Source organism: Brachyspira pilosicoli (assembly GCF_008016535.1).
GTDB lineage: Bacteria > Spirochaetota > Brachyspiria > Brachyspirales > Brachyspiraceae > Brachyspira > Brachyspira pilosicoli_A.
The window spans coordinates 1-14,480 of record NZ_SAXY01000032.1; the positions used below are offsets into that span (position 1 = coordinate 1).

13 protein-coding genes are annotated in these 14,480 nt (G+C 27.2%); 7 read left to right on the forward strand and 6 right to left on the reverse strand.

Annotation, left to right across the window (positions count from 1 at the left end; genetic code table 11):
• Positions 1 to 265: 265 nt before the first annotated feature.
• A complete protein-coding gene (locus EPJ72_RS05020) occupies positions 266 to 727 on the reverse strand; it encodes a hypothetical protein (RefSeq protein WP_147731121.1) in 462 nt (153 codons plus the stop codon).
• 271 nt (positions 728 to 998) lie between these two features.
• On the opposite strand from EPJ72_RS05020, the gene EPJ72_RS05025 reads away from it, so the two are divergent.
• Both EPJ72_RS05025 and EPJ72_RS05030 read left to right on the forward strand, forming a co-directional pair.
• The gene (locus EPJ72_RS05025) at positions 999 to 1,703 is read left to right on the forward strand and encodes a B3/B4 domain-containing protein (protein WP_147731122.1); all 705 of its coding nucleotides are present in this window, start codon (positions 999 to 1,001) and stop codon (positions 1,701 to 1,703) included.
• 13 nt (positions 1,704 to 1,716) lie between these two features.
• On the forward strand, positions 1,717 to 4,140 hold the full coding sequence (locus EPJ72_RS05030; protein ID WP_147731123.1) for a TIGR03960 family B12-binding radical SAM protein: 2,424 nt from the start codon (positions 1,717 to 1,719) through the stop codon (positions 4,138 to 4,140).
• A 521-nt stretch (positions 4,141 to 4,661) separates the two neighbouring features.
• Here the strand turns inward: EPJ72_RS05030 and EPJ72_RS05035 are convergent.
• Both EPJ72_RS05035 and EPJ72_RS05040 read right to left on the reverse strand, forming a co-directional pair.
• The gene (locus EPJ72_RS05035; RefSeq protein WP_147731124.1) at positions 4,662 to 5,297 is read right to left on the reverse strand and encodes a class I SAM-dependent methyltransferase; all 636 of its coding nucleotides are present in this window, start codon (positions 5,295 to 5,297) and stop codon (positions 4,662 to 4,664) included.
• Between the two features lie 34 nt (positions 5,298 to 5,331).
• The gene (locus tag EPJ72_RS05040) at positions 5,332 to 6,330 is read right to left on the reverse strand and encodes an aldose epimerase family protein (RefSeq protein ID WP_147731125.1); all 999 of its coding nucleotides are present in this window, start codon (positions 6,328 to 6,330) and stop codon (positions 5,332 to 5,334) included.
• A gap of 154 nt (positions 6,331 to 6,484) precedes the next feature.
• On the opposite strand from EPJ72_RS05040, the gene glyS reads away from it, so the two are divergent.
• Positions 6,485 to 8,572 (forward strand): glycine--tRNA ligase subunit beta, encoded by a 2,088-nt coding sequence (glyS, locus tag EPJ72_RS05045; RefSeq protein ID WP_147731126.1) that lies wholly within the window; start codon positions 6,485 to 6,487, stop codon positions 8,570 to 8,572.
• A 211-nt stretch (positions 8,573 to 8,783) separates the two neighbouring features.
• On the opposite strand, the gene EPJ72_RS13380 is transcribed toward glyS, so the two are convergent.
• The 3 genes from EPJ72_RS13380 to EPJ72_RS05055 are packed head-to-tail and all read right to left on the reverse strand — an operon-like array spanning position 8,784 to position 9,840.
• On the reverse strand, positions 8,784 to 9,041 hold the full coding sequence (locus EPJ72_RS13380; RefSeq protein WP_242004926.1) for a hypothetical protein: 258 nt from the start codon (positions 9,039 to 9,041) through the stop codon (positions 8,784 to 8,786).
• A 38-nt stretch (positions 9,042 to 9,079) separates the two neighbouring features.
• Positions 9,080 to 9,445 (reverse strand): YczE/YyaS/YitT family protein, encoded by a 366-nt coding sequence (locus EPJ72_RS13385; protein ID WP_242004927.1) that lies wholly within the window; start codon positions 9,443 to 9,445, stop codon positions 9,080 to 9,082.
• A 2-nt stretch (positions 9,446 to 9,447) separates the two neighbouring features.
• Positions 9,448 to 9,840, reverse strand: a complete 393-nt coding sequence (locus EPJ72_RS05055) for a MarR family winged helix-turn-helix transcriptional regulator (RefSeq protein WP_147731177.1) — start codon at positions 9,838 to 9,840, stop codon at positions 9,448 to 9,450.
• Between the two features lie 301 nt (positions 9,841 to 10,141).
• On the opposite strand from EPJ72_RS05055, the gene EPJ72_RS05060 reads away from it, so the two are divergent.
• The 4 genes from EPJ72_RS05060 (at position 10,142) to recN (ending at position 14,480) form a co-directional block, all read left to right on the forward strand.
• Positions 10,142 to 10,576: a PepSY-like domain-containing protein gene (locus tag EPJ72_RS05060; protein ID WP_147731127.1), complete on the forward strand. Its 435-nt coding sequence runs from the start codon at positions 10,142 to 10,144 to the stop codon at positions 10,574 to 10,576.
• A gap of 136 nt (positions 10,577 to 10,712) precedes the next feature.
• A complete protein-coding gene (locus EPJ72_RS05065) occupies positions 10,713 to 11,447 on the forward strand; it encodes a hypothetical protein (protein WP_147731128.1) in 735 nt (244 codons plus the stop codon).
• 430 nt (positions 11,448 to 11,877) lie between these two features.
• The gene (locus EPJ72_RS05070) at positions 11,878 to 12,750 is read left to right on the forward strand and encodes an NAD(+)/NADH kinase (protein WP_147731129.1); all 873 of its coding nucleotides are present in this window, start codon (positions 11,878 to 11,880) and stop codon (positions 12,748 to 12,750) included.
• A 2-nt stretch (positions 12,751 to 12,752) separates the two neighbouring features.
• Entirely contained in the window at positions 12,753 to 14,480 is a 1,728-nt protein-coding gene (gene recN, locus EPJ72_RS05075; RefSeq protein WP_147731130.1) for a DNA repair protein RecN, read from the forward strand.

Here is a 14,480-nt window from a genome sequence, read left to right on the forward strand (position 1 = left end):
AATTAAAAGAATATACACATTTTTATAACAATCAAAGATTGATTTCTTCGTTATTGTATATTACAATCAAAGAAAGAATCAAAAATATTATAGCAAGTAAAAGTACAATATCTATGGCTCCATGACATTAATTTTTTAAGCTTATCAAAAATTATATTTTCTTTACATATATATAATTATCTTACAAAAAAGATAAAAAATAAAATCTTACTATATTAAGACATTAATAAAATATTAACAAATAACTATTTTAAACAGCTACAGTTTATTTAAAATTTCTGTCTATTTCTAAATTTCTTAAAGTTTCCATCATCTGTATTTGCATCTGTATTCTAAAATTATCATTAACAGCACTATTTACAGCATTATTATTTGGAGATTTTTGATATATTTCTGACAGTATTTTGGAATTATTTACTCTCACTCTATCTTCAAGCATTCTAATTCTTGGAGAATATCTGCCGTCTATTGCTTTTAATTTTTCTCTCTCTTGATAAGTCATATATACGTTTCCAAATTTATAGAACCTACCATTTTTGTAATATGTTTTTGTATATCCATAATTTTTATATCTTTGATTATACAAATCATAACGAGGCTGATACATTGGTATTCTCTGATTAGGTATTAATGGTTTTACATTGCCTACTCTTGGTGTTGGAGAATAATAGTATTGTGAAAATAAATTAATTGATAGTATAAAAAATATACAAAATAATTTCTTCATCGTTTTACCTCCGTATATATTAATTATACAAATAGTAAAAATAAATTCAATAACTCCGCATAATATAAAATATTACACTGAGTTTTTGAGTAAATTATGAGTAATTATTCTTAAGTTGTGTATTTATTATATTAGACGATTGATATTCAAAAAAAGTTCCCAAAAAATTATTTTTTTATATATTTTTTATGTTTTTTAATACTTTGACAAATGAAGCATTTTATTATATTCTTTATAGAATTATAAAAATAAAATTACATAAAGGATTAGTATGAAATTTAAAATAGAAGAAAAAGTATTTAACACTCTAGACAATTTATGTATAGCATTTGTTGTTGCTAAAAATATAGACAACAGAGAAAATGATAAATATGTTATGGATTTACTTGATAATAATTTATCAAAAGCTCAAAAAGAATTAGAAAATATAAAGATAAAAGAATACAGCGAAATATTATGCTATAGGAATGCTTTTGAAAAATTATCTATTAACCCTAATAAGTTTTTATCATCTATAGAGGCTATACTTACAAGGGTGTCAAAAGGTAAAGGTTTCCCTCATATAAATAAAATAGCAGATTTAGTTAATGCTTTATCTATAAAATATAAACTTCCTATGGGTTCGCATGATATTGATTCTATGAATAATGATTTTTGTGTAAGATATTCTGTTAAAGGCGATAAGTTTTTGCCTTTTGGCGAAACTGAAATAGAGTTATTAGAAGACAATGAACTTGTATACACATCTGGTAACGATATAAGAACAAGAAGATGGATATGGAGACAAAGCGAATATGGAAAGATTGTAGAAACTACTACTAATATTATTTTTCCAATAGACGGTTTTATTGGAGTTAATGATAAAAAGGTAATAGAGGCAAGAGATGAGCTTGAAACAATTTTAAAAGAATTATTTAATTGCACTACTATCAAAGGTTTTTTAAGCAAAGAAAATAATGAATCTGAAGAGTTTTAATTAAAGGGTATTTATGAACAATAATTCAAGCAGCAACATGAGAGAAGAGATATTAAATCTTGTAAAAAGTGAAGATATAATAAAACCTACTAGATATTTAGGCGGTGAGATAAATGCTATAATAAAATCTGATATGCCTTTTAAATTCGTTATGTGTTTTGCTGATATGTATGAAGTAGCAATTAGCAATTTGGGACTTTCTATACTTTATGAGGTTATTAACTCTATTGAATATGCTTCTTGCGAGAGAGTGTATAGTATAGCTGAAGATTTTGAAAAACTTTTAAGAGAGAAAAATATACCGCTTTATACTTTGGAAACTTTCAGCAGAGTAAAAGACGCCGATGTTTTGGGATTTACTTTACAATATGAGCTTATATATACAAACATACTTCAAGTACTCGAATTAAGCCAAATACCTATACATAGAAATGAAAGAGGAGAAAATGTGCCAATAATAGCAGCAGGCGGACCTAGTGTATTTAATCCATTTCCTTTGGTTGATTTTATTGATGTGTTTTTATTTGGGGAATTTGATTTTGAGATGAAAAACTTCGTTGATATAATTTATAATCTCAAAAAAAATGGTGCTAAAAGAGATGATATATTAAAAGAGCTTTCAAAACTTGAATATGCTTATGTGCCTAAATATCCGAGAGATAATGTAAAGAGAATATTTGTTGAAAACATTAATGAAATGCCTTATGTGAAGAAACCTTTAGTTCCTCTTGTTGAAGGAATTCAAAACAGAATATCCGTTGAAATAGCAAGAGGCTGTACTCATAGCTGCAGATTTTGTTTGGCTGGAATTACTTATAGACCTGTAAGAAACCGCACTATAGAAAAGATTGTTGATATAGCAATGGAGTCTTTAGAAGCCACTGGAGCAAACACTTTAAATTTATTTTCTCTTTCTGCTGATGATTATCCGCATATTGGAGAGTTAATAGAATATTTACAAACACTCGGAGAGCATAAAGGTTTTTCTCTCTCTCTGCCTTCATTAAGAATAGATTCATTCGATAAAGAAACAGCCGAAAGAATTGCACAATTTAGGAAAACAGGATTAACATTCGCATTAGAAGTGGGAAGCCATGAATTAAGAGAAAAGATAAATAAATCAATGGACGAAGATGCAATTTATAATATACTTGCTGATGTTCAGAAGATGGGCTGGAAAATAGTAAAAATATATTTTATGATAGGATTCACAGATAATCCAGAAAAAGAAGCTGATGAAATAATAGAAGCATTAGAAAAAATGCTAGAAGTATCAAAAAAGAAAGTAAAAATAAATGCTGCTATTAATGTATTTATACCAAAGCCTCATACACCTTTAGAAAATAATAATCAGCTTACAGATGAAGAAGCTATTTACTATATAGGAAAAGTGAAAGAGCATTTTAGAGGAAGTAAAGTAGCTATAAAATATCACCCACCTAGAATGGCAGAGATTGAAGGCATAATTTCAAGAGGCGATGAAAAAATAGGAGAGATTATTTATAGGGCATATAAAAAAGGAGCAAGATTTGATGCTTGGGTTGAATATTTTAAATATGATGTATGGAAAGATGTGATAGAAGAGAGCGGATACACCATAAAAGAACTATTAATGAAAAAAATAAATATGCCTTGGAAATGCATTGATACTCTTGTAAGCCAGCAATTCTTTGACAAAGAATATGAAAGATTTCAAAATGGAAAGTTTACAGACTACTGCTTTACAGGAAACTGTCAAAACTGCGGTATAGATTATAAAAAATATTGCCATAAATACAAAAAAGAAGTTTTAAATACAAATTTTACTCAAATGGTTGAAGAATTAAAAACTCTAAAGAAAAGAGATATATTTGCTGTAAACTATAAAGTATTTATGAAGTTTAAAAAAGAAGGTATATCATCACTTTTGGGTATGCATGATTTATCACGTGTGATGGTTTGTGCTTTTAAAATCGCAGGGGCTAGTATATCTTTAGGCAGGGGATTTCACCCTCTTGAAAAAATAGTTTTTACCCCACCTACTCCTTTTGCCTGCGAAAGTGATGCTGAATATATGGAAGTAAGTTTAACAGATAATATAGACATAGATTTATTAAAAAACAAAATTAATAATTTACTCTCTCATATAGGAATAGAAATATTAGAAGCTAACTTTATAGCTGAAAACATCAAAAAAATACAAACTCTTCCAAAAAATGTTTTATATAAAATTAATACCAATGATAATAATAAAGCATTTAATTTACTTTCAAATAAAGAAGACTTAAAAGAAAGTGAAGAGCGTTTGGGAGATTATATATTAAACAAAAAAGATGATGAAATATTTATAACTATACTTCAAAATGATAATAAACCTATAAGAATTAGAGATATTAAGAGCTATCTTTTAAATAATACTATTAATATAAAAAATATTAGAAAGCTTAAGTTAGTATAATCATTGTTTTTATTGGGGTATTAATTTTTTATTAATATTTCACTGTATAATAAAAAGTAATATGTGCTTTTGCAACTTTTGCCACGGGAAAAGTTGATATGAAATTACATACCTAAACAACTATATTTTGTCAAAAATAAAATCATATTTTTGTTTTTATATCTGGGGCTTTGCCCCAGACCCCAGTTCTTTTGCCGATAGGCACCTACTCGGTACGACCGAAGGAAGTGCCTGCGGTATTGGTATAAAAGAACCAAAAAAACTGCATTGTTAGTCTAAATTTAGGTTATACCATACATTTAATACATATATTTTTAATATAAAGTTCTAGTAATTGAGTTTTTCGCAAAGCGTACCCATAGGGTAAAAACTTTTTGACGAAGTCCGCACAGCGACCGAAGGGAGTCCTTCAGGGCGACCGAAGGAAGTGCCTGTGGTGCGAGTGTGGCAAAAAGTTGATAATTCTATTAAAGTGCATCAATTAACAAACTTAAAAATTTTTACTATAAAATAGCTTTTATTTAATAATCTATAAATACAGAAAAATCGTTTTGCAAATATTTATCTTCTATGTGTATTTTATAATTTAAATTAAGCTTTTTTAATATATCTTGAGTAAGCAGAAATATATCATCTTTTTTATAATAATAATATTTATCTCCGTATTTCTCTTTACAAGGTATATCAAGCAAATTAAAACAAACGCCCTTTCTTGCCACCAACAAAAATGCTTCTATAGCCTCTTTTAAAAATGCTTCATTGTTTCCCAAATTCAAATTAAATATTCCAGAAGTATATATATAATCAACATCATCTTTTATATCAGTCTTTTTAAAGAAATCCATAGTCATAAATTGAGGGTTAATATTTTTATAAGTTTTTGATTTAGCTCTCTCAACCATCTCAGGCATAATATCTATACCTATGTAATATAAGTTAATATTATTATTATCTATGTATTCTGCCAAACTTCCAACACCGCATCCAACATCAAGCAAAACATTACCTTTCATATTAAAATGTTCTATCAATGCTTTAAATCTTAAATTCTGTGCCTCTTCAGACTCCCAGTCCACTACTTTATAATCTGGTATATTTAAATCAGTTACTCTATTTATATAATGCTCTACTATTATAGATTTTCTGCTTTCTTCCATAATATAATCTCTCTTTATTTATCAATTTATATAATTATTTATTCAAACTTAATTTATATATAGTTCTCTCTTTATAATCCTTATCAGTCGAATATATTATACTAGGAAAATGTAAAAAATTCAAAGCACAAGCTAAATACTCACTCTCAAAACAAAAAGCCATATGTTTGTTTAATACAGTCTTGCTCACCTCTCTATTATTAAGCATGTTTCCAGAATAAAAATGCATAGCAGGTTGTGTTGTATAAAACTCTAAACTTATGCCTGTTTTCTCACTATAAGCCTTAGCTTTTAATTTGTTTATATCATTATTAGCAAATATAAAACAATTATCATAGCCTCCACATCTTTCTATATCAGCACCTATTTTTTTGTTTTTCGTAAAATCAAAAGGACTGTTCTCTGTCTTTAAAATCTCTCCAGTAGATACACATTCATCTGTTACAGGAAGATAATATTTTGAGTCTATAAATAATTCATGTTCATATATAGTACCATCACCATTTAGATTCCAGTATGCATGATTAGTTAAGTTCAAAGGAGTTTTTTTATCTGTCTTTGCAAAATAATCTATTATTATCTCATTATCATCAGTAAGAGTGTAAGTGATGTCAATATTTACGTTTCCTGGATATCCTTCTTCACCATCTTTTGAAAAATAAGAAAATAATACACTTCTATCATTAATGCATTTAGAATCAAACTTTTTAAAAGATATTCCCTCAACTCCTCCATGAAGATGATGTTTATTGTTATCATTTTTAGCTAATTTATATGTTATATTATCTAATGTAAACTCTCCATTTATAGTTCTATTTGCAACCCTACCCACAGAAGCACCTATATAATCATGAGCTTTAAGATAAAAATTAATATCATCGCTTCCAAAAGAAACCTGAACATCATTATTATTTTTATCTTTTACAAATACGCCAACTATTGAAGCCCCAATATCTGTAAGTTTTAATACCACATCATTTTTGTTTTTTAATTCATAAAGTAAATATCCATTATTAAAATTTTTTATTTGCATCTTTATATATTCTCCAATTTATTATAGTAAAGATTATATAAATATTTTAAGTAGTTTTCAACTTAATTTCATTTATATTTGCAATAAAAAATATTGTTTTTTTTATATACTAAATATAAAATATAGAACATAATTATTTTTAAGGATTATAGAAGTGAAAGATTTACTTATTGAAATATTGGTTGAAGAAATACCTGCAGATTTTGCCTATCCTGCAAGTGTCAGTTTCAAGAAAATTATGGAAGATACTCTAAAAAACAATGGTATAAATTTTAACTCCATAATGGCTTATACAACTCCAAGAAGATTATCAGTTCTTGTAGAAGAAGTAGAAGAAAAGTCAAAAGACGAAATTATAGAGTCAAGAGGACCATTATTAGATAGTGCTATAAAAGACGGCACTTTAACAAAAGCAGGAGAAGGGTTTCTAAAATCTCATAATATTGACAATATTAAAAATATAGACGAAAAAGAAGATTTTAATAAAGCATATATAAAAGAAGTAAACGGAAAAAAATATTTATTTGTAAAAAAAGAAAAAAAAGGAGTGGATACTAAAAAATTATTTGAAGAAGTTTTAGAAGATATTGTATCTAAAATAGATTTCAAAAAGAAGATGAGATGGGGAAATAAAGATTTTGCATTCGTACGCCCTATTAGAAATGTATTAGCATTATTTGGAAATGAAGTTATAAAAACTACCGTTGCTGGAATAGAGACTAATAATAAAGTAACTGGGCACAGGCTGCTCTCTCCAGAGTTTAAAGAAATTAATAACCCTAGAGATTATGAAAAAACTTTAGCTAAAAAACATGTAATTGTTTCAAGAGAAAAGAGATTAGAAAACATAGTTGGTCAATTAGAAAAAATAGAAAAAGAGCTTGGTTTTGAAGCTGTTTCAAAGAAAAAAGTTTCTGAAATAGTTGTTGATTTGGTAGAAGAGCCTTATTTGCTTACTGCTGAGTTTGATTCTAAATTCTTAGAAGTGCCTAAAGAAGTTTTAACTAGTGAAATGATTGAACATCAAAAATACTTCCCATTATGTAAAAAAGACAGCTCTTTAACTAATATATTTGTAATCACAGCTAATCAGCCTAAAACTCCTCAGATAATAGCAGGAAACATAAGAGTATTAACAGCAAGACTTTCTGACGGAAGATTCCTTTATCAAGAAGATATTAGAAAGGGAATGGACGAAATGAATGAAAGACTTGAAATGCTTATGTTTAGAAAAGAACTTGGAAGCGTTGCTGATAAAGTAAAAAGACTTGAGAGAAACTCTGAACTTTTAATAAAGCTTTTAGGTTATGAGAAAGATAAAGAAAATATACTTAAAGCTATAAAATATATGAAATCAGATTTGGTAAGTAATATGGTTTACAACTTCCCAGAGCTTCAAGGTATAATGGGCGGATATTTTGCTAAGTCTATGAATCTTAATGATGATGTGGCTTTGGCTATTAATCAACAATATAAACCTTTATTTGCTGCTGATGAAATACCTTCAAATGATACTGGCAAGGCTATAGCTATACTTGATAAAATGGATAATATTGTGGCTGGCTTTTATGTTGCTGATATACCTACTGGCTCTCAAGACCCTAATGCTTTAAGAAGACAGGCTCTTGGTATTATAAACATTCTTATAAAATCTAAAAAGCATATTAATCTTAAAAAATTAATAGAGGATTCTATTAACTCTATGCCTAAATATGCTAAGGTAAACAAAAGTAATGATTTATTGAATGATATATTTGAGTTCTTTAAATCTCGTTTTGAAAATGATATTGACTTTGCAAAAGATTCTGTTGCAGGAGTTCTTTCTACTGGCATAGATGATATGTATGATGCTTACTTAAAGATAGAAGCTATTGATGCATTTAGAAAGAAAAATGAAGAATTATTCTCTAATCTTTTATTAGTATTCAAGAGAGTTAAAAATATGATTAAATCTGCTAAAGAAGTTAATTTAGATGAATCATTATTAAAAGAAGAAGCAGAAAAATCTTTGTATAATATTTATAAAGAAAAATTAAATGAAGTTAATAAACTTATGGAAAAAAGAGAATATGAACAAACATTTGCTTTATTAGCAAGTCTTTATGAACCATTAGATAAGTTCTTTAAAGATATTATGGTAAATGTAGATGATGAGAAAATAAAAAATAACCGCATAGCTTTGCTTTCTTCGGTTGATAAAATTTTCAAGAATATGCTTGACTTCTCTAGTTTGGTAAAATAATAATTATTATTGCAAAATTAAAGGGGCTTTATTAATAAAGTCCCTTTTTTATATAAAAAATAATTGATTAGGATAAATTGAATTATATTTTGTCAATTTTTATTTTTTATAAATATATTGTCAACTTTTTCCCGCCGCAAAAAGTTGCAAAAAATGCAAATATTTTAACTTTATATAATATTAATATGATAGAATATAATTTTAAAATATTTTATGATAACAAATACTTCTCTTCTAAGGCTTTTAAAGGTTTACTAAATTGCTTGGCTAATAATCCCACAAACACAGCACTCGCAATAGTACCCTCTCTCACTCCTTCCAAATGTACTAAAAATGATAATACTGTAACTATTGATACTGCTACTAAAAATATATCGAATGCCATTTTTGTATTGCCAAATTTGAGAGAAAATATTTTACAAATAGCTAAAACTACTCCCTCACCCGGTGTAGTAACTAATTTTGCCATTACCTCTATACTTACCACTAAACCAAGTAATATTATCCCTAATATACATATAAAGCCCATTGCTGAATATAATTTGTATATGTTATATCTTTTATTATATAAGCAGAAAAATCAATCATGAGTCCAAATAAAACAAGCGCAGGTATTTGAAAAAGCTGAAATAAATCATACTTTTTTCTGAGCAGCAATATTTGTATTAATATAAACACAAGATTGATAATAATAGTTGTTGCTCCCACTGATAAACCTGATATTGAACTTGCCACATACGGCACACTAGAAATTGGAGAAGTACCAAGTGCAGCTTTAATAGAAAAAGCTATACCTAAAGACATGATATAAAGTCCTATTAATAATATTATACATCTTTCAATAAAATGATTTTTAAAAATTTCTCTCTTCATAATTAAACTCCCCTAAGCGACTGACACATTTTCATTAACAGTTCTTTTAATTTTTCTTCATCTTCTTTTGACATCTCATTTGTAGCAATACTTTCTATATCCTCAAAAACCTTCTGCATATAATTTGAAGCTTCTATTCCTTTTTCTGTTAGAGAAACATAAAGAGAACGCCTATTACCATCATGCTGCTTCCTTAAAATAAGTCCAGCATTTTCCATACCTAGTAATATGCTTCCAACAGTTGTCTGCTCTATTTCCAAATAATTTGCTATGGTTTTCTGGTCTGCCTCTTTGAATTTAGATAGAAAATATAGAACTTTAGGCTGACCAGATGTAAGCCCTATTTTGTTCGCTTCAAGCATTACTCTTTTTGCAAAAATAGAATTAGCTTTCATTAGCAAATAATGCAGATTCTCCAATGTGAGTATCCTTATAATAAGTATTGTTATAATAAGATAGCTTATTATATATCCTTTAAAAAAATATCAAATAAATTATTATTACTTATAAGTATTATATAAAATATGATATTTTGATTTTGGAGAGTAAAAAATTACATGCAAATAAAAAAAGATTACAAATATTTTGTAAAAATAATTTACCTTTTTACAAAAAAACTGTAAAAAAACTTGACAAATATTAAACAATATACTATACTATTATTATACTTATAATAAAACCGTTAAGGAGAGTAAAATGAAAAAACAAGTAAAACAAATTATTCTAATTGCTTCTATTATGATGCTATCTATAGCTGCGGTATTTGCAGCAGACATGCCTATACAGGCTAATCAGCTTCCAAAAAAAGCACAAGATTTCATCAAAGCTAATTTTGCAAACGACCAGATAGTTTATGCTGAACAGGATAGAAATAGTTTTAAAGCAGAATTAGCTAGCGGAGTTGAAATAGACTTCGATAGAAACGGAGATTGGACTGATGTATCTTCTAAAATGCCTTTGCCTACAAAATTTATACCTACCGCTGTAATTAAAGCAGTAGGAACTAAATATCCTCAAGTTCCTGTTTTAGAAATAAGTAAAGAATATAATAGCTACAAATTAAAACTAGGAAACAATAGAGAAGTTTATGTAGATAATAGTGGTAAAATTGTAGGAGATAAATTAGACTAATAGAAAATAGAAATTAATTATTAAAGAAGAGAGAGGTTTTCATGCTTCTCTCTTTTTTATTAGAATTATAAAAATATTTCATTTTTTTCGTATATAGTATATAATTAATGAAAAATACATAAAAGGATAATAATTTATGAAACATTTAATAATTTTGGCACTATCTATTTTCATTATTTCATGTGGCGGAAACACTGAAACAAATAATCAAACAACAACAGAGCCTGCAACACTTACTATAGACTTTCAGGCTATATTTGGTGAAAAAGCTAATGATGACAATACTATAATGGAAAACTCATATTTAAAAGTGACAGGAAGCTATGGAGATATAGATGCTAAAGTAGATGCAGTTACAGGAGCTTCTACACCTACAGGTGCTACAAAATCTTGGGATTCATATAGATACGAAAACAAACAATTTGCTAACAATAAGATTGAAAGAGGATTAGGATTTTTTGTATTATATGGAGTATCACCATCTAAAACTTATAATTTTGACGGTATGACAGGGACTTCTATATCACAAAAAACTTTAGATGGTACTAATGGACCAAAAGTTACAGGAACAGGCATTACAAAAGATGAAACTGGTGTTATAACTATCAGATATGCACATGCAGGAGGTCCTACTGTTTATCCTTGGGCTTATGAATTAAAATCTGATACTAATGGAATATTTAAAATTGGTTATGATTTAGAAAACAACAAAATGAGTAAATTACAAATTTCTAATGATATTGATTTTGCAAATATAGAAATGGTTACAGATAAAGCAAAAGATGGAATTTCTTATTGGCAAGGAGATTTACAGGGTACTTTTGAAAATGATATTCTTACATTAAAAGGTACTTTAAAAGAAGTTAAATAAACTAAATATTTAATAGGGGATTTTTATCCCCTTTTTATATATAACAACATTTTTATCTTAAAAACATTTTGAAATTTAATATCTACTTACCGCACGCTAAATTAAACAATAAATATAAATTAATTTGAAATACAATTTTAATTATTTTATTAGTTTATTTAACGTGCGGGATATGGTATATTAAACCTAATAAAAATCTTGGGTGGATATGCTTTTTTTATTAAGAATTTTAGAATATAAAAACAAAAATTTTTTATAATACAGAAAGGTTAATAGGGCGGGAATCAAAATAGATTAAAAAACTTAAATGTATATAAAAAAAATATTTTGTGCCTATTAAATACATTATATATTTTTATTTTACTTGATATATTGCTAAAAGTTTTATATAATATTTTAATTAAAAACTATTTATTGTAAGAAAAGTAAGATGAAAAAAAATAATAATATAGAGAAGAAATTAATAGGCATCATAATAAATAAAAGCAGAAATAATACTGACACTATAGTAAAAAAAATAAAAAATATTATAAATAAATATAATGTAGATGCCATACTTATAGATTATGATATATCATCTTATAACAATATCAACAAAGCAATAAAAACCTTAAAAAATGTATCAATGCTTATATCCATAGGAGGAGACGGCACATTATTATCAGCATTAAAAATAGCCATTAAATATAATATATCTGTTTTGCCTATATATAACGGTACATTAGGTTTTATCTCAGAAATTCCTCCAGAAGAGGCATATCTTATTATAGAAGAATATTTTAATAATAAAAAAACATTATATGAAATAGAACCTAGAACACTTTTAGATATAGAAATAAAAACTGAAAAATCTATAAAAAAATATTTAGCAATAAATGAACTAGCATTATGTAAATTAGATGGAAGAACTTTATATATGGATATAAACATATCTGGAAAGAAAGTATCATCTATAATCGGAGATGGTGTTATTATGGCTACTCCTACAGGCTCAACGGCATATGCTTTAAGTGCAGGAGGACCGATAATTGTTCCTACAATAGATGCTATGTCTTTTGTACCAATAGCACCTCATTCACTTACATTTAGACCGCTTGTTATACCTAAGGGGGATAATGTAGAAATAAAACTTTCTCAAAAATCCCAAAAAGGTATGATAACAATAGATGGTTATGATATATATAAATTTGGAAAAAATGATATTGTAAAAGCAAGTATAAGTGATAAAAACTGCTATATATTTCAGAGTGCAAATAGATTATTTTATGATATACTTAGAAACAAACTTAACTGGGGCATATAATAATGCTTAAATATTTAGATATTAGAAATTTTGTATTAATAGATAAAGTAAAAATCAACTTTGAAAATGGATTTAATGTTTTAACAGGTGAAACAGGTGCTGGAAAAAGCATTATCATTAGTGCATTAGAATTAATTACAGGAGAAAAAGGCTCTACAAGAATGGTAGGCTTAAATGGAGATAGGCTAACTGTAATAGGAACTTTCTTTTTGCAATCATCATTAAATATAGTAAAAAACAAATTAAAAGAATGGAATATAGAAATTACAGGCAATGAACTCAATATAAAAAGAGAAATTACAAAAGACGGTAAAAGCCGTTCTTTTATAAACAATATTGGTGTGCGTGTAGCAGAATTAAAAGAATTAGGAGATTTAATTGTAGACATACATGGTCAGCATGAACATCAATCACTTTTTAATGCGGCAAATCATATTAATTTTTATGATGCTTATTTAAACATTGGAGATAAATTGCAAGTTTATAGAGACAATTATAACAAACTTACAAAACTAATAAAACAATATAATGAAATATCACAAAATAAAAATACAATATTAAAAGAAAAATCGTTTTTAGAATATGCTATAGAAGAAATAGAAAAGGCAAACTTAAAATATAATGAAGATGAAGAGATAAAAAATGATATAGCAATGATGTCTAATGCAGAAAATATAGCCTCTGCCCTATCTGTTATAAATAAAGATATATTTGGAAATGAATCTGGTGCTTATTTAAAACTTACAAGAAGCATTAATACATTACAATCAATTTCTCAATATGATGATAGGCTTTCAGATTTAGCATCACAAATAGAAGCTATATCATTAAACCTTGAGGACATAAAAACAGTATTCAGCGAAATAAGAGCGAAGGCTAAATTTGACCCAGAAGAATTACAGGCTCTCAATGAAAGACTTTTCTTTATAAACACATTAAAAAAGAAATATGGAAACAATATTAAAGAAATTATTAATTATGCCAAAGAGGCTAAAGAAAAATTAGACTCTCTTAATTTCTCTGATGAAGATATTTTAAAACTAAAAGAGGAAATAGAAAACATAAGAAAGGAAACATCAGCACTAGCAAAAGAGATTTCTGATATAAGAAAGTCTAAGAAAGATGTTTTTATAAATGCTATAGAAAAAGAGATGTGCGACTTAGGAATGACCTCTACAAAATTTGATGTTGAGATAACCTATGATGAAGATGATGAAGACGGCATACTTAATATAGACGGCACAAACTTAAAAGCAAACTATAATGGTGTAGACAATATAGAGTTTATAATAGCACCAAATAAGCAGGCTATGTTTCAGCCTTTAAGAAAGATTGCTTCTGGCGGAGAGATATCAAGAATTATGCTTTCATTAAAAAGTGTGCTTTCTAGCGGAGATTATTGCGAGACTTGTGTATTTGACGAAATAGATGTAGGTGTTGGCGGAAGGATTGCAGAAGTTATAGGAGAGAAAATTGCTGCTTTATCAAAACAAAAACAAATATTAAGCATTACTCACTTAGCACAAATTGCAATATATGCTAATAATCATTTTAAAGTAATAAAAAATGAAAAAGATGATGTGGTTACTTCTACTATAGAAGAGTTAAATGATTCTAATAAAGTAAACGAAATAGCAAGAATGATAACAGGAAAAGAAATAACAGATGCAAGCATAAAGCATGCCGAAGAATTGTTGGAACATGCGAAAAAGTCATCTGGCTTATTTTAA